The 25,616-nt window shown below is 44.6% G+C and carries 24 protein-coding genes, 1 tRNA gene, 1 pseudogene and 2 other annotated features; of the genes and pseudogenes, 17 read left to right on the top strand and 9 right to left on the bottom strand.

Annotated features, from left to right (window positions below):
- Nucleotides 1-41 precede the first annotated feature (41 nt).
- Nucleotides 42-274: a binding site (T-box leader), on the bottom strand.
- 192 nt (nt 275-466) lie between these two features.
- Nucleotides 467-1,072 (top strand): short chain dehydrogenase, encoded by a 606-nt coding sequence (locus tag CO692_RS03030; protein WP_077452848.1) that lies wholly within the window; start codon nt 467-469, stop codon nt 1,070-1,072.
- Between the two features lie 80 nt (nt 1,073-1,152).
- Here CO692_RS03030 and CO692_RS03025 read toward each other — a convergent pair whose 3' ends face one another.
- The 5 genes from CO692_RS03025 to CO692_RS03005 all read right to left on the bottom strand — a co-directional run bounded on the left by CO692_RS03025 (nt 1,153) and on the right by CO692_RS03005 (nt 5,249).
- Nucleotides 1,153-1,737, bottom strand: coding sequence for an SOS response-associated peptidase (locus CO692_RS03025; protein ID WP_096741508.1), 585 nt, complete (start codon nt 1,735-1,737; stop codon nt 1,153-1,155).
- Between the two features lie 218 nt (nt 1,738-1,955).
- The gene (locus CO692_RS17640; protein ID WP_005234527.1) at nt 1,956-2,102 is read right to left on the bottom strand and encodes a hypothetical protein; all 147 of its coding nucleotides are present in this window, start codon (nt 2,100-2,102) and stop codon (nt 1,956-1,958) included.
- A gap of 125 nt (nt 2,103-2,227) precedes the next feature.
- Entirely contained in the window at nt 2,228-2,593 is a 366-nt protein-coding gene (locus tag CO692_RS17835) for a hypothetical protein (protein ID WP_226818225.1), read from the bottom strand.
- The gene (locus tag CO692_RS03010; RefSeq protein ID WP_096741507.1) at nt 2,565-4,169 is read right to left on the bottom strand and encodes an amidohydrolase; all 1,605 of its coding nucleotides are present in this window, start codon (nt 4,167-4,169) and stop codon (nt 2,565-2,567) included. Before CO692_RS03010 ends, CO692_RS17835 begins: the two co-directional genes overlap by 29 nt.
- A complete protein-coding gene (locus tag CO692_RS03005) occupies nt 4,170-5,249 on the bottom strand; it encodes an ABC transporter substrate-binding protein (RefSeq protein ID WP_086291956.1) in 1,080 nt (359 codons plus the stop codon).
- A gap of 267 nt (nt 5,250-5,516) precedes the next feature.
- Here CO692_RS03005 and CO692_RS03000 point away from each other — a divergent pair, with 267 nt between their 5' ends.
- From CO692_RS03000 to CO692_RS02985, 4 genes are all read left to right on the top strand, one after another.
- Entirely contained in the window at nt 5,517-6,485 is a 969-nt protein-coding gene (locus CO692_RS03000; RefSeq protein WP_096741506.1) for an NADP-dependent oxidoreductase, read from the top strand.
- Between the two features lie 14 nt (nt 6,486-6,499).
- Nucleotides 6,500-6,862, top strand: a complete 363-nt coding sequence (locus tag CO692_RS02995; RefSeq protein ID WP_096741505.1) for a TIGR02328 family protein — start codon at nt 6,500-6,502, stop codon at nt 6,860-6,862.
- Nucleotides 6,863-7,015: 153 nt separating this feature from the next.
- Nucleotides 7,016-8,077 (top strand): LLM class flavin-dependent oxidoreductase, encoded by a 1,062-nt coding sequence (locus tag CO692_RS02990; RefSeq protein ID WP_015509212.1) that lies wholly within the window; start codon nt 7,016-7,018, stop codon nt 8,075-8,077.
- Nucleotides 8,070-8,786, top strand: a complete 717-nt coding sequence (locus tag CO692_RS02985; protein WP_096741504.1) for an NADPH-dependent F420 reductase — start codon at nt 8,070-8,072, stop codon at nt 8,784-8,786. The genes CO692_RS02990 and CO692_RS02985 overlap by 8 nt, the downstream gene beginning before the upstream one ends.
- 236 nt (nt 8,787-9,022) lie before the next feature.
- Here CO692_RS02985 and CO692_RS02980 read toward each other — a convergent pair whose 3' ends face one another.
- Complete coding sequence (locus CO692_RS02980; protein ID WP_096741503.1) at nt 9,023-9,475, bottom strand: DIP1984 family protein; 453 nt, start codon at nt 9,473-9,475, stop codon at nt 9,023-9,025.
- A gap of 561 nt (nt 9,476-10,036) precedes the next feature.
- Between CO692_RS02980 and CO692_RS02975 the strand changes: the two genes are divergently transcribed.
- On the top strand, nt 10,037-11,689 hold the full coding sequence (locus CO692_RS02975; RefSeq protein WP_096741502.1) for a peptide ABC transporter substrate-binding protein: 1,653 nt from the start codon (nt 10,037-10,039) through the stop codon (nt 11,687-11,689).
- A gap of 93 nt (nt 11,690-11,782) precedes the next feature.
- Here the strand turns inward: CO692_RS02975 and CO692_RS02970 are convergent.
- Nucleotides 11,783-11,864: transfer RNA gene (locus CO692_RS02970), tRNA-Leu, on the bottom strand.
- 630 nt (nt 11,865-12,494) lie between these two features.
- Nucleotides 12,495-12,734 (top strand) — a binding site (T-box leader).
- A 92-nt stretch (nt 12,735-12,826) separates the two neighbouring features.
- Here CO692_RS02970 and CO692_RS02965 point away from each other — a divergent pair.
- The 6 genes and pseudogenes from CO692_RS02965 (at nt 12,827) to CO692_RS02940 (ending at nt 18,920) form a co-directional block, all read left to right on the top strand.
- Nucleotides 12,827-13,675: an S-adenosyl-l-methionine hydroxide adenosyltransferase family protein gene (locus tag CO692_RS02965; RefSeq protein ID WP_096741501.1), complete on the top strand. Its 849-nt coding sequence runs from the start codon at nt 12,827-12,829 to the stop codon at nt 13,673-13,675.
- Nucleotides 13,672-14,226 (top strand): ECF-type riboflavin transporter substrate-binding protein, encoded by a 555-nt coding sequence (locus CO692_RS02960; protein WP_005225401.1) that lies wholly within the window; start codon nt 13,672-13,674, stop codon nt 14,224-14,226. Before CO692_RS02965 ends, CO692_RS02960 begins: the two co-directional genes overlap by 4 nt.
- A 26-nt stretch (nt 14,227-14,252) precedes the next feature.
- On the top strand, nt 14,253-15,962 hold the full coding sequence (locus tag CO692_RS02955) for an ABC transporter ATP-binding protein (protein WP_096741500.1): 1,710 nt from the start codon (nt 14,253-14,255) through the stop codon (nt 15,960-15,962).
- The gene (locus tag CO692_RS02950) at nt 15,952-16,782 is read left to right on the top strand and encodes an energy-coupling factor transporter transmembrane component T family protein (protein WP_096741499.1); all 831 of its coding nucleotides are present in this window, start codon (nt 15,952-15,954) and stop codon (nt 16,780-16,782) included. The genes CO692_RS02955 and CO692_RS02950 overlap by 11 nt, the downstream gene beginning before the upstream one ends.
- Before the next feature lie 442 nt (nt 16,783-17,224).
- Nucleotides 17,225-18,108 (top strand): annotated as a pseudogene (locus tag CO692_RS02945) (ABC transporter ATP-binding protein).
- Nucleotides 18,105-18,920 carry an ABC transporter permease subunit gene (locus CO692_RS02940; RefSeq protein ID WP_096741498.1) on the top strand — a complete coding sequence of 272 codons (816 nt, stop codon included), beginning with the start codon at nt 18,105-18,107 and terminating at the stop codon, nt 18,918-18,920. Before CO692_RS02945 ends, CO692_RS02940 begins: the two are co-directional and overlap by 4 nt.
- 285 nt (nt 18,921-19,205) lie before the next feature.
- On the opposite strand, the gene CO692_RS02935 is transcribed toward CO692_RS02940, so the two are convergent.
- A complete protein-coding gene (locus CO692_RS02935; protein ID WP_086291965.1) occupies nt 19,206-20,096 on the bottom strand; it encodes a neutral zinc metallopeptidase in 891 nt (296 codons plus the stop codon).
- Nucleotides 20,097-20,297: 201 nt separating this feature from the next.
- On the opposite strand from CO692_RS02935, the gene CO692_RS02930 reads away from it, so the two are divergent.
- The 5 genes from CO692_RS02930 to CO692_RS02910 are packed head-to-tail and all read left to right on the top strand — an operon-like array spanning nt 20,298 to nt 24,648.
- Nucleotides 20,298-21,938, top strand: a complete 1,641-nt coding sequence (locus CO692_RS02930; RefSeq protein WP_096741497.1) for a BglG family transcription antiterminator — start codon at nt 20,298-20,300, stop codon at nt 21,936-21,938.
- Nucleotides 21,935-22,363: a PTS sugar transporter subunit IIA gene (locus CO692_RS02925; RefSeq protein ID WP_096741496.1), complete on the top strand. Its 429-nt coding sequence runs from the start codon at nt 21,935-21,937 to the stop codon at nt 22,361-22,363. Before CO692_RS02930 ends, CO692_RS02925 begins: the two co-directional genes overlap by 4 nt.
- Nucleotides 22,364-22,375: 12 nt before the next feature.
- On the top strand, nt 22,376-22,657 hold the full coding sequence (locus CO692_RS02920) for a PTS sugar transporter subunit IIB (RefSeq protein WP_005225413.1): 282 nt from the start codon (nt 22,376-22,378) through the stop codon (nt 22,655-22,657).
- Between the two features lie 2 nt (nt 22,658-22,659).
- Nucleotides 22,660-23,910: a PTS ascorbate transporter subunit IIC gene (locus tag CO692_RS02915; protein WP_096741495.1), complete on the top strand. Its 1,251-nt coding sequence runs from the start codon at nt 22,660-22,662 to the stop codon at nt 23,908-23,910.
- Nucleotides 23,911-24,648, top strand: a complete 738-nt coding sequence (locus CO692_RS02910; RefSeq protein ID WP_096741494.1) for an SIS domain-containing protein — start codon at nt 23,911-23,913, stop codon at nt 24,646-24,648. It abuts the gene before it with no gap.
- Nucleotides 24,649-24,743: 95 nt separating this feature from the next.
- Here CO692_RS02910 and CO692_RS02905 read toward each other — a convergent pair whose 3' ends face one another.
- On the bottom strand, nt 24,744-25,583 hold the full coding sequence (locus CO692_RS02905) for an aldo/keto reductase (RefSeq protein ID WP_096741493.1): 840 nt from the start codon (nt 25,581-25,583) through the stop codon (nt 24,744-24,746).
- Nucleotides 25,584-25,616 lie beyond the last annotated feature (33 nt).

Genomic DNA, 25,616 nt, shown 5'->3' with positions numbered 1-25,616 from the left:
CTCCTTTTTTATAAAAAAAGCCTTCCCAAAGAATAGTCTTTGGGAAGGACGATCATTTCGCGGTACCACCTTCGTTTGTTTTTTGCTGAAACAAAAAACCTCAGTCAGTTCATCAAATAAACTGCATTGCGCTATCGGGCTTTCTCCGTCGGGGATTGTTCGTCCACGAATGCTCAAAGGTCATCTTCGGATCTTCTTCCTTACTCGTTTCCACCAGTTCCGAGTTCTCTTGAAAGAAAGGGGGGGATCGTACTCTTCTTCTCACTGCATGTGTATGAAATTAGTAGTATCTTAGAACAAGATGAGAAAGTTGTCAATTGCTTTCGTGATAGGTGATTCCAATCACTACGCAGGTAGAAGGGGAACAAATGGACAAGGGCAAGAATAGACCTAAAAAGCAGATGAATGGTCGAAATCGCTTGGTTGGGTTAGAATCGAAACACAAAACAAAAAAAGAGGCGAGCAAATGAAATTACTTTTGATTGGACATACCGGCACACTTGGGCAGCTTTTAGCTGAAGGCTTTCAGCAGGTACCAGAGGTGGAGCTGATCACGGCTAGCCGTAGCAATGGCGATCATCAGGTCGAAATTGCGGATGCAGACAGTGTCAGCCAGCTATTTGCAGCTACTGGGAAAGTGGATGCTATTGTTTCCGCTGCGGGAAGCACAGTGTTTAAACCCTTTGAGGAATTGACGCCAGCTGATATTCAACAGTCGGTGGCTTCGAAGCTACAAGGACAAGTCAACCTTGCGTTGATTGGCCAGCATTTTCTCAATGAAGGCGGTAGTATCACACTGACTTCTGGAATTATCAAAGACGAATTTATCCCAATGGGCACGCCTTCAGCACTGGTCAATGGCGGTTTAGAAGCCTTCGTGGCATCGGCAGCTTTTGAGATCGGTCATGGGCTACGAATCAATGCAGTCAGTCCCAATGCGCTTGTGGGTTCTTGGGAAACCTTCGCCGATTCTTTCAAAGGCTTTATTCCCGTTGGTGACGCACCCGTTTTTGCAGCGTATCAAAAAGCAGTTTTTGGGATCATGACTGGCAAAACCTTCACCGTTTATTAAGAAAAGCAGAAGTAGGAAAAACCGCCAAATCACAGCTGACTTGGCGGTTTTTGTTCTGCTGAAAAAGAGGTAGCAAACAGTTAAGAAGAGAGCATTTGGATTTTCAGCTTGGGCATTTCTGCTTTGAGTTGTTGGCGAGCAAAAGCCAAGTCATTGATCCAAGAAGCAATCGCTTCTTTTTCTAAGAACAGAGGCATTCGATCATGGACTGGTTCAACAGAATCGTTCGCGGCAGTCGTTAGAATGATTGATTCAGTTTCGATCTGATCCTCTTTTTGAAGGATGCGATAAAAACCAGCGGCATAAATCACGTGATCTTGCGAAAAGAGGAACTTTTCCTTTTCATGATTCCATTCATAGAAACCAGACATCGGAAAGACACAGCGATGCTCTTGGAAAGGTTTGCGAAAAGTCGGTTTCTCTTCAACGGTCTCAGAACGCGCATTGATCATCAAATGCCCTTTTTTAAAGCCGGTAAAGCCCCATCTTGTCACACCAGCTACAACTTGTTGTTGTTGATTTGCACCGATGGTTACGACGTGATTGGAAGGGAAAACATCATTGACAGCGACAGTCTGTTGACGCTTGCGGGCTTTCGCCGCGGCTTCTTGATAATATTCTGACAATTCGCCAGTTGTTGGGTCAAATAAGTATCGGCCGCACATGGACGGGTCACTCCTTTTTTTGGATTGGCTGCTGCCTTTGTTTCAGTATAAAGACTCAAGGCGTCAAAACCAACTAACTTGCTTCACTTCTCGATTCAACAAGAAAAGGATCATAAACATATGTAAAAAGTCAGGAGTATCGCTTGATTTTCTGGAAATCAGATAACAAAAAAAGGCAGTCACCTACTGAGGTTGACAGCCTTTTTTATTCTAGTTGGTTAGCCAATTTTTTTAACTCTCCCGCCGATTTTATTTGCGAAACGTTCAGCATCTTCTCTGCAAGTATAGGTCAATGCAATTGTTTTGTCCCGTGTTCTTTTTCCTTCGGCGGTTAGATAACCATGAAAGATTTTAATCGCATACAATAGATAAACACCTCCTTATCCTTGGTAATAATAACAAATTTACCGCTTACATTCAAGGGATATAGTAAAAGTTTATTTTTTGTTAGTTATTTTATTAAGAATTTATTCAAAGGTTTTAGAAATGATTAAAGGAGAAAGGGAGGGGGTGGAATAGACCAATGCGCATTTGAAGGAATAAGCTCCAGGGAAAAAGAGGAATGTTTCTGAATTTCCATCAAATAAAGAAACTGGTAACTGCTTGAATTATTCTTTTGCTGCACCAATCGAATAGACCAATCCACGTGAATCAAAATTGCCGAAAGAAAACCTATGATAAAGCATAGCTGCCAAACAGGGAATCCATCGTAAGGGATAGGGGCAAGTACGAAAAGGGAAGAGTGGTCCAAACTAAGCACCTGTTTCTGTATTTTTTGATCAAAGAAAAACACCAGACCTTGTACTTTCACAAGATCTGGTGTTTCATCAATTACGCTGATAAACAAATCGCCCATCAAATATGGTCGCTTCAACGGTCGTTTTAAGCAATTCTTCGGCAGTCAAAGGCAAGATGTTTTGGGACAAAATACAAAGATCGGCTAAACAGCCAACTTCTAATCGCCCGATATCTTGCCGACTCAAGGATTTAGCGGCGCCTGCGGTGTGGGCATAGAGGGCATCGGCGATGGAGATTTTTTCTTGTGGCATCAATCCGCCTGCTGGCTGGCCGTTTTTTTCTTGCCGAGCCACCGCATAATACAGCGAGTCTAAAGGGGTCACGTCGATCACGACTGGCGTATCAGTCCCAAAAGCCAAGGTTGCGCCTTGCTCTAGAAAGGACTGAAAAGGAAACATTTGACTGGCACGCTGAGGTCCTACTTCTTCATCGAGGGTCTCATAACCGACTAATAAATGGCTAGGCTGTACGGAGAGTACCAGTTGTTCTTGGCGAACTAGTGGCAGATCAGCGGCATCCATCACTTCCAAGTGTTCCAAGGTATTGGCTTTGCCTTTAGAAAGCGGGTGAGCAGCAGCACTTTCTTGATAAAAGAGGAGTGCTTGTCGAATCGCTTCATCACCAATGGTATGGATGCGCATCGGCCAGTCTTGCTGGTTGGCTTGTAAAATAAAGCGGCGCATCCGTTGAACATCGATCAACGGCATCCCGACATCACCAGCAAAATACGGTGTTTCATATTCCGCTTTTAAAAAAGCGGTGTGCGTACTCGTCACGCCGTCAAAAAATTGTTTGACGCCGCCCATCTGTACTTTTTCGGAGCGATAAGTACGGTAAGTTTCTTTTAGTTGCGTGATGTCTTCTCGCATGGCTGGATAAAAGACAGCGCGCAAGGTCGCTTCTGCTTCCGTCTGTCGATAAAGAGTGGGATAGACTAGATCGTCCCAGCTTTCTCCTGTCAAGGCAACATCGCCGATCGTCGTGATGCCGTATTGATTGAGCTGTTTCATATAGGTCAGAAAAGCAGCAGGGCTTTGTGCTTGGAACGACTGTAAGACCTTTGCTAAATAATGAATGGCGATCGCTTCTAAAAAGCAGCCGCTTAATTGTCCACTGTTTTCGTCAAGTAGTGCCTCCCCGCTGATCCCTGCTGGTAAGTTCTCAGGTGTGATCCCTAAAGCAGCGATCCCTTGGCTATTCAACCAAATACTGTGGGCATCACCGGAAATCAGCATGACAGGCGTGTTGGCACAATAGTTGTCGATCGAATCTTTCGTCGGGTAGACTTGCTGACCGAAATCACTGCTGAACCAGCCGATGCCGATTTTCCATCCATGGGTGATGGGCAGCGCGGGCACTTGCTGGGCAACGGCTTCTTCTGTCACTCCCGTAAGATGGGTCAGTGCCCCTTGATGGAGTAATGCGGAAAGATAAAAATGAACATGAGCATCAATAAAGCCTGGGATGATCATTTGTTCTTTGAGATCAATGACCTGGGTGTCTTCCGCAAGTGTTGGCAGCGCTGAAAGAGGACCCACAGCCGTGATTTTCTGGTCTTCTATCAGGAGAAAGCCCGCAAAAGTCGTTTTCGTTTTGGTATCAAAGATGTGTTCAGATTTTAGTAATAGTGACAATTATAATCCCAACTTCCATTCAAGGAAAAGGTCGTTGTAAAGCTCAACCGCTTCTTTTCCTAAGTATTCATAATGTTCCATTTGTTCCATCGCACTTGGCTCAGGGTAGAAAGCCTTGTCAGCAGTCAGTTCAGCCGGTAGCATGGCTTTTGCCGTTTCACTCGGCGTGGCATAGCCCACGTATTCGGCATTTTGTGCGGCATTTTCTGGGCGGAGCATAAAGTTGATGAAGGCGTAGGCTCCCTCAAGATTACCAACGGTTTTCGGGATCGCAAAATTGTCTGTCCAAATCGCACCGCCGTCATTGGGAACGATATAGGTGACGGCAGGATTTTCCGCCATCACATAAGCGGCATCGCCCGAATACCCGATTCCTAAAGGGGCATCGTTGTTGATCATCAAGGTTTTGATCTCGTCGGTCAAAACTGCTTTGACATTGGGACGGATACTTTCCAGCTTCTTCAAGGCTTTGGCGACCTTGGTCGGGTCTTTTTCGTTTTGGGAAAGACCGAGCGTCTGTAACGCGATTCCTAAGGTTTCGCGAGCACCATCCACCATCAATACATCATTTTTAAATGCAGGGTCCCATAAATCACTCCAGCCATGGATCGAAGAAACATCGACTTCTTCAGTATTTGCCATGATTCCGATCGTGCCCCAAAAATAGGGGATCGAATAGGTATTGTCCGGATCAAAGGCTTGATCCATCAAAAAAGGCGACAGATCTTCCGTTCCCGTCAATTTCTGATGATCTAAAGGCACTAACAGTCCTTCTTCGATCATTTTCGGAATGATCGATTCGCTAGGGAAAACCAAATCATAGCGTGAGCCGCCTTGTTTGATTTTTGTTTCCATCGCTTCGTTGGAGTCAAATGTATTATAAATCACTGAGTAACCAGTCTCAGTCTCGAATGTTTTGATCAATTCGGGGTCAATATATTCGCCCCAATTGTAAATAATCACTGTATTTTTGTCGGACGACGTTGCTGCCCCCGATTCTTTCGTTAACACCGAAGCACCGAAAAACAGCAATGCGGTGATGCCGATCACACCGCCAAAAAATACCCACAACCTTTTCAACTCATCAATTCCTTCTTTCTCTACAATTTCGTATTTCTTGAGTAGCGTAATTGATTTTTAAAGAAAAGGCAATAAAAAAATGAAGAAAAAATAAACCCGTTTCTTTCAAGGCTTAGCAGGAGGAACGGCCAGGTGGCTGGGGCAGTTTCCAAACATATCATTTGTCAAATTTCTTCCTTTTGCCTAAGCTAGGGAAGTGAGAAATCAAGGGATGGAAAAACAGGAACCTCTCTTTGATGAAGAATGAATGTAAGGAGTGAAGCATCAATGGAAACACGTGCTGTCGTTATTGAAGCCTATGGTGGAAAAGACCAATTAAAAGAAGCAACGGTCCAATTACCTGAATTAAAAGCAAATCAATTATTAGTTAAAGTTGCCGCAACATCCATCAACCCAATCGATTGGAAATTAAGAGAAGGCTATTTGAAACAAATGTTTCCATGGGACTTCCCAATTATTTTAGGCTGGGATGTCGCAGGGGATATCGTAGAAATAGGCGCTGACGTGACAGAATTCAAAGTTGGCGATGCGATCTATGCCCGCCCTGAAACGACTCGTTTTGGGACGTATGCTGATTACGCCATCGTCGATGCTGAGTTAGCAGCGATCAAACCAGAAAACCAAAACTACGCAGAAGCAGCTGCAGTGCCATTAGCTGGTTTGACTGCTTACCAAGCGTTGTTTGAACACGGTCGTTTAAAAGCAGGGGAAAAAGTCTTGATCCATGCCGGAGCAGGCGGAGTTGGTACCTATGCGATCCAACTAGCAAAAGCAGCTGGCGCTTACGTCATCACGACGGCTAGTCCTCGTAACCATGAGTTATTACAAAAACTTGGTGCCGATGAGATCATCGATTACCACACGACAGATTTTGAAGAAGTCTTGCAAGACATCGATTTGGTCTTTGATACGATGGGGGGCGACACCCAGAAGAAAAGTTTCACTGTCTTAAAACCTAAGGGCCGTCTGATCTCGATTTTGAGTATTGAAGACGAAGACTTGGCAAAAGAAAAAGACATCTTCGCCAAAGCAGTTTGGTTACGAACCAACGGCAAACAATTGGCAGAATTGACAGAGCTGATCGAAGCAGAAAAAGTCACCAGTATCATCGGTGCAACCTTCCCATTGACAGCACAAGGAATTTACGATGCCCACGCATTGAGTGAGACACACCATGCAGTAGGTAAGATCGTTATTGAAAATCAAGACAATTTCATCAGCCAAGACGCAGAATAAAGGAGGCTGAACCGATGCGCTTATGGCATGAAGCACTGATACCTGCTTTGCCCCGGCAGCAGCTGTTAGGCCAGCATCGTGAAGCAGCAGCCTTACGAGGGTTAGGCTGGGGCAAGAAGCACGCAACGGTCGATTACGTTTTTACTCATCCACCCTATAAATTGGTTCAATACCATCAGTTAGTGCTGGATGAAATGACCCGTCGAGGCTATCGGCCAGCACCTGAATGGTACGATCCAGCGTATCGTGGCAAAAATCTGCCGCTGGAACCATACGTTCAAGCAGTCCCTTTGACTACGCCGATCTATCCAGAACATGATGAAGCATACTTGGAAGAATGCTTAGTGAATCTCCATAGTAAGGGGATCTATCTTTAAAGACCAAACACTTTCCTGAATTTTTGTTCGGGAAAGTGTTTTTTTCGCTTTAAAATCGTTAACTTACAAAAAGTAAGCATATTGTTCGCAACTTTTTTTGTTCCTTGTTATAGTGAGAACAGAGAATCAGTAATGAGAAATGAGGAAAAGAAAATGACCATCAATCACAGAAATCTTGAATTTGGGTTAGATACTTTTGGCGATCTAGCCTTTGATGATACAACGAAAGAACGGATCAGTTACAGCGAATCGTTGCGCAATATCGTAGCGGAAGGAAAATTAGCCGATGAAGTCGGCATCGATGTCATTGCCTTAGGGGAGCACCATCGGGAAGAATATTCGATCTCAAGTCCTGATACGGTACTAGCGGCTTTAGCAATGGTTACCAAAACCATCAAATTAGGTACCGGTGTAACTGTCTTGAGTTCGGATGATCCCGTGCGGGTCTACGAACGGTTCGCGACTGTTGATGCGTTGTCGAACGGTCGCGCACAAATCATGCTGGGACGAGGCTCTTTTACTGAATCATTCCCTCTATTCGGCTATGACTTGCAAGATTATGAAGAACTATTTGAAGAAAAAACAGCAATGTTCAGTGAATTGAGAAAAGGCAAACCATTAACTTGGGAAGGCAAGTTCACGCAATCCTTAAAAAATGCCGACGTTTTTCCAAAAATCGAGGGGCATCAATTAGATACCTATGTGGGTGTCGGTGGAACCCCTGAATCGATCATTCGTGCCGTCCGTTATGGGTTTCCCGTTATGTTAGCGATCATCGGTGGTGAACCTGCTCGTTTTGCGCCCTATGTTGATCTGTATAAAAAGGCAGCGCAGCAATTGGGACAACCGATTCTGCCAATCGGCATGCACTCCCATGGTGTGATCGCCGACACCGACGAAGAAGCCTATGAAATCGGCTGGAACTACATCAAAAAGAGCATGGACAAAATCGGTCTTGATCGCGGCTGGCCAGCCATGAGCAAAGAGCGCTTTGACTTTGAAGTCGAACATGGTTCTTACTATGTAGGCAGTCCAGAAACCGTGGCGCAAAAAATCGCCCGTATGATGCCGCAAGTCGGTGTAGAACGCTTTGATCTGGTTTACGGTACAGGCGGACAGCTGCAAAAAGACCGTTTCAAAACGATTGAATTGTATGGAACCAAAGTGATTCCACGGGTGAAAGAATTGTTGGCAGCAGGTGATGGCAATGCCTAAAACCATCGGAATTTTAGGCGCAGGTAAGTTAGGCTTAGCGCTCGCAAATCTTGGTGCCAAGGCGGGCTATCGGGTTTTGATCGCCAGTACGAAGCCAGCAGAAAAAATCGCCTTATCCGTTTCTGTGTTGGCTCCGGGAGTAATCGCAAAAAATGCCGCTGAAGTGATGGCGGAAGCCCAAACGATCATTTTGGCAATTCCGTTGAGTAAGTACCAACAGCTGCCGGCAGAAGCTTTGGCTGGTAAGCTAGTGATCGATGCCATGAATTATTGGTGGGAAGTCGATGGCAAAGAAACAGAATACTCATCCATTGAGCAGACTTCTTCGGAACGTGTGCAACGCTATTTTTCCCAAAGTAAAGTAGTCAAAGGATTCAATCATATGGGGTACCATGATATCCAAGAGGAATCCTTGCTGACGAGAACGGCTGCTCAAGGAACTGCCAAAAAAGCCATCGCCATTGCTGGTGATGACCAAACCGCCCTTGATCAGACAGCCGAAATCGTTGCCGCCTTCGGCTTTGATCCCTTTCCTATCGGTGCTTTAGCTAATGGCATCATGTTAGAACCCGGCAGTCCTTTCTTTGGTGCCAATCAAACCAAAGAGGGATTGACGGCATTGATGAAGGAGTTTTGGAGTAGTGAGAAAGGGCAAGCGTTCCTGACGCGTTCTGCCACTGTGAATAATGAGCAGCAGGTTTCTCAGTAAAAGAGCCGCCTCAATGTACGACTGGATACGATAAAAACAACCCTCTTCTCAAAAAAAGAAGAGGGTTTTTCCCATCCAGTCAAATCAGCACGTGGTCGCTAAAAAATACAATGTGATTGTTACGATTGTGATTCGTAAGCAGTGGTTGTTACGTTTACGTCTCTGCCAGACGTTCCATAGTGTACATATCAGCCTGTACCTGCTTTGTGCTCGCCTTTGACACCCACCCATATTGATTAAAGATCGACCAGCCAATTGGTTTGTTGGATTTTTCCATCTAATTCTCGCAGCTGCTTGGCGGTCGCATTCAATTGCTCCGTTAGCGTTTTTGTATCGATCGTGCGCACCAGTCGAATTTCGTTGCGACCCATTCGGGGAGCTGCTTTGGTTTCATCCAGTGCTTGCGTAAGCAGTGCATGCTTGCGGCGCAGCTGTTCTCGCTGTTCTAGTGCTTCCATCAGCAATAACGCACTATCTGCTACAGAGGCAGTCGCATTTTTCCGATTGATGGCTACGACTAATTCTGAATACTGTTGATTGATCTCATCGTATTCCTTGAACAATTCTGTGATACTGCGATCCAAGGTATCGCCTTCTTGGACTAACACACTACTAGAGATTTCGTTGCGCAATTGAAACAGACGATTGTTCAAATCTCGTCTTAAAAGTAACGCTTCTGCTAATTTCATTTTGGCACACTCCTTTTTACAAATGAGAAGGCTTATCTAGTTCTTATCCTAGAGAAGAACGTGACGAAAGGCAAGCAAGACGCAAAACAAGCTCTGATAGAAAAATCATAAAAAACTGAATATTCGCAATTCTTGTTGACTTCCAAAAACACCAATAGTATACTTTATAACAATCATGAAATAGACAAAAAAACGTCATTTACCATTTTTTTAGATAAAAAGAAAGACGATGAAGAGAAGAGTAGCTTTGGAATCTGTTAGAAGAGAACCCGGATGGTGAGAAAGGGCAGCAGAAAAAAAGTGAAGATGAGCTCTGAGTGATCTGATTTGTTCACGCAAATCAGACGGAAAGCAGCCGTTACCGTGCCAAGTATCTTAGCGTACTGTTGAGGTGCCATTTGTGAGAGTGGTGCGAAAAAGGGTGGTAACACGAAAATCTCGTCCCTTTGTTTGTCAAAGTTGATAAGCAAAGGGATGAGGTTTTTTCTTTTTATCGTTGAATGCGTTTTTGGCTGTCATGAAAAACACTTGCGTTGGTTGCGCAATCACATAGGAGGAAGAATGAAAATGATCTGGAAGAAGCGTTTATTGGTTGCAGCAGGAGTGATTGGGTTGACCCTTTCTGGCTGCACGACAACAGGAAATACTGAGGGATCAGAGGCTGAAACTAACGGAGCGCCGAATCAAGCGATCGCGGTGAGTCTACCAGCTGAGCTGACGACTCTCGATACGACCCAAACGACGGATAAAGCAACGTTTACCATCGTCCAACATTTATTCGAAGGGCTTTACCGTTTCGATGAAAACAGCGAACCAGTTCCAGGCTTGGCAGAAGGAGTCGAAATCAGTGAAGATGGCAAAACCTATACCTTTACCTTGCGAGACGATGCCAAGTGGAGCAATGGCGAAGCGATCACTTCAGCTGACTTTGCTTATGCGTGGAAAAAGTTAGTTGATCCAGCAACGATGGGACCAAACGCCTATTTGTTGGATAATGTAGTCAATAGTAAAGACATTCGTGAAGGCAATGCAGACGTAGAAACGATTGGTCTGGAAACCCCAGATGATGCGACCTTTATCGTGCAGTTGGAGCAGCCGCAGCCTTCGTTTTTATCCTTGATTTCCATCGGCTGGTTGGCACCGCAAAATCAAGCCTTTGTTGAAGAAAAAGGCGATACCTATGCCCGTACAAGTGAAGATTTGTTGTATTCTGGTCCCTTTACTTTAACCGATTGGCAACAGACGGGAGATGAGTGGACGCTAGTGAAAAACGACCAATACTACGATGCTGATGTCGTTCAATTGGAGGAAATCAAAGGCTCCACCATCAAAGAAGAAAATACGGGGATCCAATTGTTTGAAAGCGGCGACCTTGATTTGCAAAAAATCAGTGGGATCTATGTTCAACAATATGGAGACAATGAAGAGCTAGTTACGCAAAATGATGTGGCGAACTTTTTCTTAGACTTTAACAAAACCGCCAACGATGCCTTAGCAAATGTTCATGTGCGTAAAGCGATCGCATTGGCGATCGACAAAGAAAGTCTCGTGGATAATGTGTTGAACGATGGAGCGAAAGTTTTAAATGGATTGATCCCTACCGGCTTAGCTGCGAATCCAAATACTGGCGAAGATTTTCGAGCATATAGCGGTGATTATAACCTGTATGATTTAGAGGCTGCCAAGGAAGAGTGGGAAAAAGCCCAAGCGGAAATTGGCGAAAGTACGACGCTGCGTTTGTTAGTGACAGATGATGACAATGGCCAAAAAATCGGGGAGTACTTGCAAAGCCAACTCCAAGAAAACTTGCCAGGCTTGTCGATCTCCATCAACAAACAGCCACGTGCCAGCTTGAATCAATCAAGAGCAAATAGTGATTACGAGCTTTCCGTTTCTGGTTGGATCGCTGGAAGCAGTGACATGGATATGTTCTTTATCTTATACAAAACCGGCGCTTCCTTTAACTACGGCGGCTATGTCAATGAAGAATATACGGCGTTGACGGAAGATGCGCGCACCGTTCATGCCAATGACCCCGATCAATATTTTGAAGATTACAAAGCGGCAGAAGAAATTTTATTGGAACAAGATGCTGCGCAAATCCCTCTTTACCAAAGTGCTTCAAATTATCTGATCAAATCAAAGGTAAAAGACATCCAATTCCCAGCTTATGGCGCGCATTTCTTTTTCCGCACCGCCTATGTTAGTGAATAAGGGGAAAAATAGTTGAATGAAACGTGCATGTTTATTCGATGAACATGCGCGTTTTGCAACAAAAAAAGCAGTTCAGAAAGCTGAACTGCTAAATGCGGAAGATGGGAGTTGAACCCACACGAGATAAACTCACACGCGCCTGAAGCGTGCGCGTCTGCCATTCCGCCACTTCCGCATAAGATAAAGATAATCCTTTCTAGGAAGAAATGCAAGTCCAATCTCACAAAAAGGAGCCCGCCAGCGGGGACTGGCGGGATAGGAGTAAAAATGAAAAAGTGTTAGGGTTGTTTGTTGGTATGTATTTATAATAGCGTGTAAATTTGAAAAAAAATTGACGAATCAAACAGAATTCTGAGAAGAAATCGCCAAGAAAAAGTGAAACCATCTAAAACAGTCAGAAGACAAAAAGGAGCCCGCCAGCGGGGACTGGCGGGAAGGAGTAAAAATGAAAAAGTGTTAGGGTTGTTTGTTGGTATGCATTTATAATAGCGTGAAAATGTGAAAAAAAATTGACGAATCAAACAGAATTCTGGGAAGAAATCGCCAAGAAAAAGTGAAACCATCTAAAACAGTCAGAAGACAAAAAGGAGCCCGCCAGCGGGGACTGGCGGGAAGGAGTAAAAATGAAAAAGTGTTAGGGTTGTTTGTTGGTATACAAGTATCATACCGAGAAAATATGAAGAATTTTCGAGCGAAATTCAGGAATTGCGTGAATCTTTTGACAAATTATGCCTTCTGTTTGAATTTTTTCTTAAAAGAGAATTGACAAAAGGCACAAGCTTTGATAATTTAAATGAAACAAAATGCAAACGCGATGAAAAAGAAAGTAGAATCAAGGAAATTGTCTAGCAGAGAGTTCCGGTAGGTGAGAAGGAACGACAACGAATGATTTGAAAATGACTTTGGAGCGGATTTTCTGACTAATTAGGAAAATACGGTTGCCCCGTTAACAAGCGACAGTCTCCGAGTGTTTTCGGGTACTGAATGAGGTGAAGCCTGTGAAGGTTTTGCAGATTAAGGTGGTACCGCAGGTGATGCCCTTAGCTTTGGCTAAGGGCTTTTTTTGTGTCTGCACGGTCAGCTGTTTCAAGCGCAGGTTTTGTTGAAAAGGAGAAAGGTTGTTGGGAGGAGAGAAAAATGCACAAATTAGTGGTTCAAACCGATTTTGGTTTGCAAGATGGAGCGGTCAATGCGATGTACGGGGTAGCTTATCAAGTGGCACCGGAGCTGGTCATTGCTGATTTGACTCATGAGATCGAGCCATACAACATTCATGATGCCAGCTATCGTCTGCTGCAAAGCGTCACCTATTGGCCAGCGGGAACGGTCTTTGTTTCAGTGGTCGATCCTGGCGTAGGGTCTGATCGACGAAGCGTGGTTGCCAAGTTGGCGACCGGACAGTTGGTTTTGACGCCAGATAATGGCACCCTAACCTATTTAGCGACTTATATCGGAATCGCTGAACTACGGGTGATCAATGAGGCAACTGAGCGGTTGGCCGGATCAGCCGAAAGCCATACGTTTCATGGTCGGGATGTTTATATGTATAACGCCGCGCGGCTCGCCAGCGGCGCCATCAGCTTTGATGAGCTAGGAACACCCGAGCCTAAAGAAGCGATCCAAGTCTTTGCCATTGAAAAGCCAAGCCAAACAGCAGAAACGATTACTGGTACGATCGATATTCTCGATATCCGCTTTGGTTCGTTGTGGACGAATATTCCCCATACGTTCTTTAAGCAATGGCAGGTCCAATACAATGAGCCGCTGCTCGTCAGTATTTATTACCAAGATACGCTGCGTTATCAAGAAGAAGTGCGTTTCGGACGCTCCTTTGCGCAAGTGTCGGAAAATGAACCTGTCTTATATGTCAATTTCCTATTGAATATTGGTTTAGGGCTCAACTTGGCTTCATTTGCTGAAACCTATAAAATCGGGACTGGCACGAATTGGAAAATTACCCTCAAAAAAAGGAGAAATGAAAAATGAATCAATCAAAATTTACAGTAAAACACATTGTTGCAATCGGTATCGGTGCTGCGGTCTTTTTCGTCTTAAAACGTTTCGTCACGATTCCGACAGGTTTCCCAAATACAGATATCGCCACAGCCTATCCTTTCTTGGCGCTATTAGGCGTTGTCTACGGTCCAATCGTTGCTGGTTTAGCAGGCTTTATCGGGCATGCTCTAGGAGATTTGACGACTTATGGTCCATGGTGGTCTTGGATCGCCGCCTCTGGGATCTTAGGGGTGTTCTTTGGACTTTTGACTCGTTGGATTCCAATCCAGCAAGGAACCTTTGGCGCTAAAGAAATTCGGACCTTCTTGATCGGTGAAACGATCGCAAATTTGGTCGTCTGGGTGATCATTGCCCCGATCGGTGATATTTTGATCTATGGCGAACCAGCGAACAAAGTCTTTACGCAAGGAGTCATTGCGGGATTGACCAATGCAGTCGTAACTGGGATAATCGGAGTGATCCTGCTAAAAGCCTATGCCCAAACCAAAACCAAAAAAGGCAGCTTGAGCAAGGAATCCTAACCAAAGAAATGTGTGAAGGCTAAAAAATGAAACAAAAAATCATTCAATTTACGAATTTTTCTTTCCAATATGATGCACAAGCGGAACCCACCTTGAAAAACATCGATCTAACGATCTATGAAGGAGAAAAAGTCCTGATCGTCGGTGCCAGCGGTTCTGGCAAAAGTACATTAGGAAAATGTTTGAACGGTTTGATTCCGCAAAATGACAAAGGCAGTAGTACTGGAGCATTGACGATCGGTACCAATGCCTTTGGGCAAGCTTCCATCTACGAGCTGTCTTTGACCGTCGGCACGGTGCTGCAAGACACCGATAGCCAATTTGTAGGCTTGACCGTGGCAGAAGATATCGTGTTTTCATTGGAAAACGATCAGCGTAGTCAAGCTGTGATGCAGGAGGCGCTGCGGGTTTGGGCTGAAAAGACCGACTTAATGGATCATTTGGCGAAAAAACCGCAGGAATTATCGGGTGGCCAAAAGCAGCGTGTTTCAATGGCAGGTGTTTTGATCGATGAAACACCGATTCTACTGTTTGATGAGCCCCTAGCCAACTTGGATCCTCAAACAGGTGTGGAAGCCATCAAAATGATCGACCAGCTGTATCAAGAGAAGCGTTTTACCACCATCATCATCGAACACCGCTTAGAAGAAGTGTTAGCCGCCGCTGTCGATCGCATCATCGTGATGGAAGAAGGCCGCATCCTTGCCGACAGTACACCGAATGAACTATTAAAAACGGATATGCTGCAGCAAGTCGGCATTCGTGAACCACTGTATTTAGCCGCCTTAAAAAAAGCGGGCGTTCCCGTGACCGATGCTGCTGATTTGGTCGCGGTAGAAGCATTTGCATCATCTGAGATTGCCGAAAAACTGACTCAGTTTCAAGAAAAATTTCCGAAAACGGCACTTCCTAGCCACCAGCCGCCGTTGTTGGAAGCGAAGAATCTATCGTTTTCTTACCAAGTCGGTAAACCCATTTTGCAGGCACTGGATTTTACCATCCATCAAGGAGAAATGATTAGTTTGGTCGGGCATAATGGCGCAGGAAAATCGACCTTGTCCCATTTGATTACCGGCTTTTTGACACCGACTTCTGGCAAGTTGCTTTGGCAAGGAACAGACATGGGCAATGATTCCATCAAAGAACGAGCGCAAAAAATCGGGTATGTTCTGCAAAACAGCAATCAAATGCTGTCAAAAAACTTCCTGTTTGACGAAGTTGCCTTAGGCTTGCGCAACCGAAATGTCCCAGAGGCTGAAATCACAGAAAAAGTTCATCAGACCTTGAAAATTTGTGGTCTTTATCCGTTTCGCTCATGGCCATTGTCGGCACTAAGTCATGGGCAAAAACGCCGAGCCGCCATTGCAGCGATCCTCGTCTTAGATCCTGAACTCATTTTATTGGATGAGCCAACAGCAGGACAAGACTATCGCCATTACACCGAAATGATGCAATTCTTACAGGAGTTGAACCAGCGGGGATTAACGATCGTTATGATCACCCACGATATGCACCTGATGTTGGAGTATACACAGCGGACGATCGTTTTGACGCAAGGAACGATTTTGCTGGACGCACCGCCAGAAGTTGTTTTAGCAGACAAACAAGTGGTGAGTGCCGCGAACCTCAAAGAAACCAGCTTGTACACACTGGCGACCCTTAACCAGCTGACAGATCCCGCCGCTTTTACTGCCGCTTTTATTGCCAGCGAGAAGGAGGGACACGATGGAGAGTAATCTAATCGGCTATCTTGACCGCAAAACGTGGATCCACCAACTAAGCGGTGCCGCAAAACTGATTTGTTTTTTGCTGCTATCCGTCATCGGGATGATCTCTTATGATACGCGTTTTCTCATTGGACTGGCATTGTTTTCGGTCTTTCTATTTGCCAGTGCTGGAATTCGCTACCGAGATATCGCTTTTGTATTGAAATTTATCATCTTCTTTTCGCTTTTGAATTTGGTGGCGGTCTATCTTTTCGCACCAGAATATGGGGTGGAGATCTACGGTACGCGCCACGTGATTTTTGAAGGGATCGGTCGGTATACATTGACCCAAGAGCAAGTGTTTTATGAGTTGAATCTGTTGATCAAATATTTTGTCACGATTCCGCCAGGGTTGATTTTCCTGTTTACCACCAATCCAAGCGAGTTGGCGTCCAGTATCAACCGCATCGGGATCTCCTACAAAATCGCCTATGCAGTCGCACTGGCTTTGCGTTACATCCCTGATATTCAAGAGGATTTTCGGACCATTGCCAAAGCGCAGCAAGCACGGGGCGTGGAGCTTTCTAAAAAAGCACCTTTGCGCAAACGCGTGGCAGGCAATGTCGCGATCGCGATTCCTTTGATTTTTTCCAGCTTGGAACGGATCGACCACATTTCTGCTGCCATGGAGCTAAGAAGGTTTGGTAAGCACAAGCAGCGTACCTGGCTGAAAGCTAAGCCGATCCAAGGCAAAGATCTCTTGGCGATTGCTGTTGTTTGCTTGATCGTGGCGCTCGGATTGTCCTTGATGGTCCTTAATGGCGGACGCTTCTACAATCCGTTTTGTTAACAAATCACCCCATGGAAACTTAAAAAACGGACTCATTGTCAATAATGAAAGTGGGACGGATGAATAAGAATGGATTCATCCGTCCCAGAAATGATCGAGCCAAAAAACGCAGGATAGACAGTCAATTGACTTTAGCGAGTGCTACATTTGCTAAAGTCAGTTGCTGCTAGGTCTGCGTTTTTTTGCCGATAAAAAAAGGAGCCCGCCAGCGGGGACTGGCGGGATAGGAGTAAAAATGAAAAAGTGTTAGGGTTGTTTGTTGGTATGTATTAATAATAGCGGGAAAATGTGAAAAAAATAGGAAGAGAAAGCAATAGAAGTGTGTCAATCTGTTGATGATTTTCGTAAAAAATTCCAGCGGAATCCTTTTAGATCTTTGATTGACGGAAACACGAAATAAGGCTACACTGATGGCATCAAAGCAGTACAAGGAGGGGACAGGATGGATGCCATTACGATCAACGGACTAAGCAAACAATACAACAAGAAGTACGCCATCGAGAACGTATCATTGCAAGTGGCAGAAGGAGAAATTTTTGGCTTTATCGGACCAAATGGTGCGGGAAAATCAACGACCATCAAAGTATTGTTGAATTTTATCAAACCAGATGCAGGACAGGCGGCGATTTTGGACGAGATTGCCAACAAGCAGCCAAAGAGATCAAAACGTTTACTGGGTATGTTTCCAGTGATGTACGGTTTTATTCAAAAAAGACGACAGCAGAACTACTGGCATTTACAGCGGATTTTCATCAAGTCAAACAGCCAAAAAAAGAGATTCAGGAGTTGATGGAGCTTTTTCAAATTGATCCAAACAAATCGATCGCAGAGCTTTCTTTAGGGAACAAGAAAAAAGTCGGGCTTGCGAGCGCCTTGATTGCACAACCGAGAATGTTGATTTTAGATGAACCGACCAATGGCTTAGATCCCTTGATTCAAAAAAGGCTGTTTGAAGAGCTCCTTAGAAGAAACAAACAGGGGATGACGATTTTTCTATCTAGCCATGATTTGCATGAAATTCAGACCTATGCCCATCGGACCGCCTTTATTCGTGAAGGACAGATCATCACCGTGAAAGAACTGAGTGAGGAAGAAAATTTCGGCAAAGTTGTAACGCTCACGAATGAGGGGAGCCTCTCATTAGCCGGCTTGGAAAACGTACAAGTTCTTGCTCAGGAATCACACACCTTGCGTTTTTTCTATCAAGGGGACATGAATCAGCTGGCACATTTTTTAACCAATCCTACCATTAAAGAGTTCACGATCGAACACCCAACCCTTGAACAGCAATTTATGCTGCTCTATGAAGGAGGTTCTCAAAAATGACTTTAATGAAAATCGACCTTAAAAATACCTTCAAAGGCTGGCTGGTCTGGACGATCCTTTTTGCAGCAATCATTTTTGCATTTACGGCTATCTATCCTCAAATGATCACGCCAGAAATGAAAACGTCCTTAGACCAGATGTTGGGCTCTTTCAGCCCAGAATTACTAGGCATCTTTAACATCCAACTGACAGGACCCTCAAGCTTGGTTTCACCGACAGGCTTTTTCGGGTACTACTTTCAATACTTATTTATCGCCGCGTGTATTTATGGGATGCTTTTAGGCTTGAACAGTCTGATCACTGAAGAATCAGAAGGAACGATCGAGTATTTATATGCTCAGCCTATTAGCCGCAGAGAAATCGTTGGGTGGAAGTTCCTCGCCCGATTGTTGCTGCTGACTGGCTTTTGGCTGATTGCCTATGGCAGTAGTCTGGCCTCGTTTGTTCTATTCAAACTACCAGGAGATGACCTGTCCGCTTTTATAGAAGAAATCAGCAAAATCTTCGTTGCCGAGTATGGTGTCTTAGTCTTTTTCCTCTGTCTAGGTTTCTTTTTATCCACGATCTTGCGTTCCAGCAAACAAACTGCCAGCGTCGGCTTAGGCTGCGTGTTCGGTCTGTATTTGCTCGGCATCGTGGGGGAACTCTACGATAAATTGGAATGGCTGGCAGGACTTTCACCTGTGCGGATGGCACTACCCGTCCAACTCATGGATAACGGCGCCACATCAGTCCTATGGGTACTGCTGATCGGTATCATCTGTTTCTTTGGCACCTTTTCCCGTTATGAGCGCAAAGACTTGCAGGTCTGAATATATCAATCAAAAGACAAAAAAAGAGCCTGTCAGCGGGGACTGACAGGCAAAGGAGTAAAAATGAAAAAGTGTTAGGGTTGTTTGTTAGTATGCTTATATAATAGTCTCGAAATGTGAAAAAAGTATGACGAAGCAGGCACGTTTTTGCGAAAAAATCATTGCGAAAGTTAAGAAAGCGTAAAGCGTCCCTTCACCAAAAGGCTTGAAGGGACACCCAGAACCTAAAAACACTCCGAAGCAGCAGGCGGTTCATGCTGTTACGGAGTGTTTTTTTAGTTGAAGCTACTTGCTCAAATCAAGGCTATCGACATTAAAGGTGTCGCCATGTGCTAAGTCACCATAACGATAGCCACGGTTAAACCAGTCCACGCGCTGCTGCGATGTGCCGTGCGTAAAACTATCTGGAACAACATAGCCTTGGTATTCTTTTTGCAGTGTATCATCCCCGATGGCATTGGCAGCCGTGATCGCTTCTTGAATATCGCCAGCTTCTAAAATCGGCTGTCCTTGATAGGTTTCACCTTGTAGATACTTTGCAAAAGTACCAGCTAAGTAGTCAGCTTGCAGTTCCAAACGAACGCTGTACTGATTGTATTCCTTTTCTGAAACTTGCTGGCGGATTTTGTCCAATTGTTGGGTGATCCCCAGCTCATTTTGCACATGATGACCGACTTCATGGGCGATGACATAGGCCATTGCAAAGTCGCCGCTTGCGCCATATTTATCAGAAAGCTCATTGGCAAAACTCAGATCAAGGTACACATTCTCATCTGCTGGGCAATAAAACGGACCAACCTGTGACGTGGCATAGCCGCATGCCGACTGGACACTTCCCGTAAATAATACGAGTGTTGGGTCTTGATAGGTTTCTTGCCGCTCTTGAAAAACGTCTTGCCAATAATCTTCTAAATAGCCGAACACGACTGCGGAAAATTCTTTTTCCTCCGTGTACTCACTGGTGCCCACATTTTCTGTCTGGTAATTGGCTGCTTGACCGCTGCCACCCAAGACATCCGGCAGCGAACTTAAATCACCACCGCTAAACAGGAAAAATAAAACAGCGATGATCACCGTACCGATCCCGCCACCAGCAGCCAACATCCCACCTGAGCCAGATGATCGCCCCGTTCGATCATCGACATTTCTGCTTTGTCTACCCCCACGCCATTTCATGTTATCTCCTCCTATATAAATCCTAGCTTAATTATAAGAGAAAGGCGGCAGATTGTGAAAAAAAGCGCCTTGAAATTGTTATAAAATGCCTTCAGGAGCCTTAAAAATCAAAGTGTACACTCCTTTTAATCATTCTTTAATCTAACAATTAGCCTTCTAATTTGGTACAGTAGCAATAAAATAGATGTAGAGGGTGAGCGTATGAAAATGAATTATTCGGGGACATCGGAACGAAGGATTTTGATTTTTAAACGGTTGATTGCTGGCGATCATCTCAGCTATCAGCAGTTAGCAGAGGATTATTTCGTTTCCCGCAGCAGTATTGCCAAAGATATTTCTTATTTAAAAGAGCTGTTTCAAAAAGAAAGCTTACGTCTGAGATTTGATAATTCAGGTACATTTTTTGAAGCAAGTGAATCCCAGATCCATCGGGTGCTCAAACGCTTTTGCTTAATGATGCTGGATCAACCAGCGGCGTTTTCCTTGTTGGTGGAACCTGCGAAATACCAGGAAGTAAATCAGGCCTTTCGTCGAGCGTTAGTGGAAAAACAAGTGGAAATGCCCGACAGCTATATTCAAAGTATCGTCCTTTCCATCGTGCTGCTGATCGAGCGGGCGAGTCATGCGGAAAACTTAGTGATTGAAGAAAACCGCCAAGTGGGGAAGCTGTTTTTGGAGTTCGACAAATATCCGTTAGTCTATGAGCTACTGAAAGAAATCGAAGAACAACACATTTATCAATTTTCACCAAAAGAAGTGCAATATCTAACCTACCTGATCGTCGGTAGCGGCTTGAAATTTTTTATGAAAAGTGAAAAAGTTCCTTTCGTCTTTCGGGGAAAAGTGCGTAACTTGATTCAAAAAATCAGCGAAGGCTTAGGTACCGACTTGACCCAAGACAATCGTTTGGAAGAAGATGTGACGATCCATCTGTATCAACTACTGCTGCGGATCGAAGCGCAAACCACAGTCATCAACCCTTTGTTGGAAGAAATCAAACAAAACTATCCTGCTTTGTATGGCGTGGTCTGGTTCTCGCTTCATGATTTCTTGAAAGCGTATCAAGTGGGGATCTCTGATGATGAGATTGGATTTGTCACGATCCATTTTCAAGCAGCAATCGAGCGAATGCGCCGCATGAACAAAATCATTTTTGTCTGTCCCAATGGCGTCGGCACTAGCTCATTTGTCTCTGCGAAAATTCGCCGCATTCTGCCAGAGATCGACAGTATCGAAACCGTTTCAGTAGAAAAATTAAAGCAGATGGACATTTCGGAGATCGATTTTATTATTTCAACCATCGATCTCGTAGGGATTCAAAAACCTGTGGTGCGGATCTCGCCTATGGTGACCAATCGCGACATGAAGCGGATCATGAATCACTACATCGATTTAGTCATCGATAATGAGGCGGTGGTCGATCAAAATGGTTTACTTCTTCAAGCCCAATCGATGATCCAGCCAACCGTCTTTTTCGAGCGATTTGCCAGCAAAACAGAAGCCATCAATTTTTTGATCGAACAAATCCCTTTTAGTGATGAAAAACGAAAAGCGCAGTTTCGGCAATCCGTCATTGAAAGAGAGCAGCTACAATCAACCTATTTAGATAATGGCTTTGCCATCCCTCATGGCAATCCGAATTATGTCGAAAAAACAGCGATCTCGATTTTGCTTTTGGATCAGCCAGTAGAATGGGGCAACCAAAAAGCCGACATCATTATTTTATTGATGATCCGAGAGGATGAGACGCAAAAGGTGGAACCAATGATGAAATTGATCATGCAAGGAATCGAAAACAAAGAATGGTTCCTATCAAAAATGTTGGAGGTTAAATCAGAATGAAAGTGAAGGATTATTTGCCTGAAAAGCATATACAAACGGATGAGACAGTGGCAGATTGGCGCTTAGCCGTAAAATTAGCTAGCCAGCCCTTGCTGGATGAAGCGCTGATCACGTCAGAATACATCGAAGCGATGATTCAAAGCGTGGAAGAAAATGGTCCTTACATGGTGTTGGCGGATTACTTTGCGCTGATGCATGCCCGTCCTGGAGAAGGGGTTTTGGAGCAAAGTATGAGCCTTTTAGTAACGAAACAGCCCATCGATCTTGAGGGGAAACCGGTGCGGATATTTCTTGTCTTAGCCGCCGCAGATAGTGAAAGCCATCTAGAAAGCTTGAAAGAGATCATGGCGATCTTTATGGATGAAGAAAAATACAACGTGATATTAAACGGCGATCGGGAACAAATTTGTCAATTATTCCAATAGGAGGAAAAGGATATGAAAATTTTAGCAGTATGTGGATTTGGTGTAGGAAGCTCAATGGTATTGAAGATGACGATCGATAAGGTGATCAAAGAGTTAGGGTTGACGGCAACTGCCGAGAATACTGATTTATCAACAGCAAAAGCGACACCAGCAGATGTTTATTTTACGAGTAATGAATTATTGAATGAGTTAAAAGCATCCGTTAAAGCACCCGTTTATCCAATCAAAAAGTATATGGATAAAGAAGAAGTCAAACAGCAAATGGAAAAATTTTTAGCTGAAAGAGAGGGATAAGCATGAATTTTGTTACGGATTATATTTTAAAAAATCCGCCAGTCCTACTGGGGATCATTGCCATGATTGGGTTATTGGTACAAAGAAAACTTTTTGCAGAAGTCGTCAAAGGAACCTTAACAGCTTCCTTCGGGATGGTGGCATTGACGGCTGGGGTAAATATGTTGGTGGGAACGATCGCACCGATCAATGCTGCGGTTCAAACCCAATTAGGAGTTGCTGTGTCAGATGGACTCTCTGACATCACCTTTACGGCAGAATACGGCGGAACAGTTGGCTTAGCGATGTTTTTCGGACTTGTCATTCATTTATTGATTGCTCGCTTTACACCTGTGAAGACGATTTTCCTCACCGGCCACATGTTGTGGTGGTTCCCATTCGTCATCGTCGCTGGGGGCGTTGAAGGCGGACTTACCGGAATCCCACTGTTGATCTTAGGGGCGGTTCTATCTGCTTGTTACTGGTCATTCATGCCATGGATCATGCGGAAATATGTTTGGGATGCCACTGGGGATGATTCATTTTTGATCGGTCATCCAACGGGGATCTTGTCATTGGTTTCAGGATTTGTTGCAAAACGGGTCGGAAACAAAGAAAAATCGACGGAAGATTTGAAAGTGCCTGAAAATCTCTCGTTTTTCCGTGAAATATCGATTACTGGCGCATTAGTGATGTTTTTGATGAATATCGTTATCGGTCTGATTGCGCCCGTATTAGTTCCTGAAGGGGGCAACTTGGTGATGTTTGCGGTTGATGCTGGCTTGAACTTCGGTGCAGGACTATTGATCATGTTGTATGGGGTACGTCTATTGATCAACCAAATCATTCCAGCCTTTCAAGGGATCGCAGAAAAAGTCGTTCCAGGAGCAAAACCAGCTTTTGATGTGCCAATCTTGTTCAACTACCGTCCAAATGCTGTAATCATCGGCTTTATCGTGGCGATGATCACCTCAACGATTTTAGTGGTCATTGCCAATACGACCAACGTCTTTGGCATTTTGATCGTTCCTTTAGTCATCACCAGCTTCTTTGAATGTGGCGGTGCTGCGGTGATTGGTGAAGGACAAGGGGGCTTGCGAGGTGCCATTATTGGCACGATCACAGCTTCTGTCGTTATGGTAGCACTCGTTGGGATCTCTGCAGCGTTATTCTCAACGACGATTCAAAACTGGATCTTGATTTTCGGTGGGAACGATTTATCTCTATGGGGCATCCTTGGTGAATTGATCGGCAAGCTGTTTGGAGGGTTTTAAATGTTTCAATACTTTGAAAAAGCAAAAGAACTATTGTCTATTGTAGAAGAAAAAGAAGCACCAGCGATTGAGCAATCCATTGAATTACTGACGCAAGCCAACTTGACCAAAAAAGCCATCTACATTTTTGGCGCAAGTCACGCTGGGATCTTAGCCGAAGAGATGTATTATCGAGCAGGGGGCATGATGACCATCAACGCGATCTTTGGAAGAGAACTGATGCTTGATCGCAGCCCAATCACCTTCACTAGTAAAATGGAGCGCTTAGAAGGCTACGGTAGGGCCTTGGCGGCGACCCAGCCCTTTACAGCAGGCGATGTGCTGATCTTGCATTCGGTGTCTGGGCGAAACCCAGTTATCATCGATATGGCGCTTCATGCCAAAGAAAAAGGGGTCAAGATCATCGCATTAACTAACCTTACCTATTCGAAAACAGTCAGCAGCCGTCATACATCAGGCTTGCGATTATTTGAAACGGCGGATATCGTCATCGACAATCATGGGGAGATTGGCGATGCTGCTTGTACGATTCCAGACGTAGAACAAAAAGTCGGACCTACATCCACCGTAGTCGGCGCAACGATTTTAAATGCAATCATCGTTGAAGTTTGCCAAAAACTAAAAGAAGCTGGCGTCGACTATCCGCCGATTTTTTACTCAGCGAATCTAGACGGCGGGGATGAATTGAACCAGTCCCTGTTTGAAAAGTACCAAGAAGCGATCCATTATCAGCTGTAAGTAGGGAAGCAAATTCGTTTATTATTGATATTAAAACATCATCTGTTGCTCCGTTGATCAAGGAGCAGCAGATGATGTTTTTTAGGTATCATTGTTTATTCAAACTCTTCATACTCATTTGGGTCTTGACCATCAATACGGCCGTCTTCCTTGTTTAACTGATTGATTTGATTGATTTCATCTTCAGTCAGTTCAAAGTCGAAGATTGCAATATTTTCTCGTTGATGGGCGAGGTTTCTTGATTTTGGAAGGGGCAAAATGCCACGTTCCACATGCCAGCGCAAGATGATTTGACCAGCTGATTTTTGGTATTTCTCAGCTAGTTCAGTGATCAGTGGTTCTTTCAGGGCATCGCTGCCACGACCTAGTGGGCTCCAAGCTTCTGTTACGATGCCGCGTTTTTTGTTCTCTGCAACCATTCGTTCTTGGACCCAGTAAGGATGGATCTCAATTTGATTTAGCGCAGGGGTCACACCAGTTGCTTCAATGATGGTATCCAAATGTTCTGGTTCAAAATTGGAAACGCCGATGGAACGGATCAAGCCTAATTTTTGGGCGGTCACTAAGGCTTGCCAAGCTTCGACATATTTGCCGCGTTTTGGTAATGGCCAGTGGATCAAAAAGGCATCGAAGTAGTCGAGTCCCATGCGAGCAAGGGATTCTTGAATGCTGGTTAGGGCATCATTGTAGCCATGGTATTTTCCCGGTAATTTTGAGGTGATATAAAATTCTGAACGTGGGATACCAGAGCGACGGATCGCTTTGCCGACAATGCCTTCATTGTCATAATTGGTTGAAGAATCGATCAATCGATACCCGTCAGCGATCGCTGCTTGCAGCTGGCTCAACCCTTCGCCACCGCGGATCTGATAGGTACCGATGCCCACTGCGGGGCGTAAATTGCCGTCGTTTAATGTCAGTAAAGGTGCTTTCATAAAATGATTCCTCCTTTTCTTTACATTCTACTC

Origin of the sequence: Enterococcus sp. FDAARGOS_375 (genome assembly GCF_002393265.1) — a bacterium.
Classification (GTDB): domain Bacteria; phylum Bacillota; class Bacilli; order Lactobacillales; family Enterococcaceae; genus Enterococcus_D; species Enterococcus_D innesii.
The sequence above is the reverse complement of the archived record's forward strand: the minus strand, read 5'-3'. Positions and strand labels throughout refer to the sequence as shown.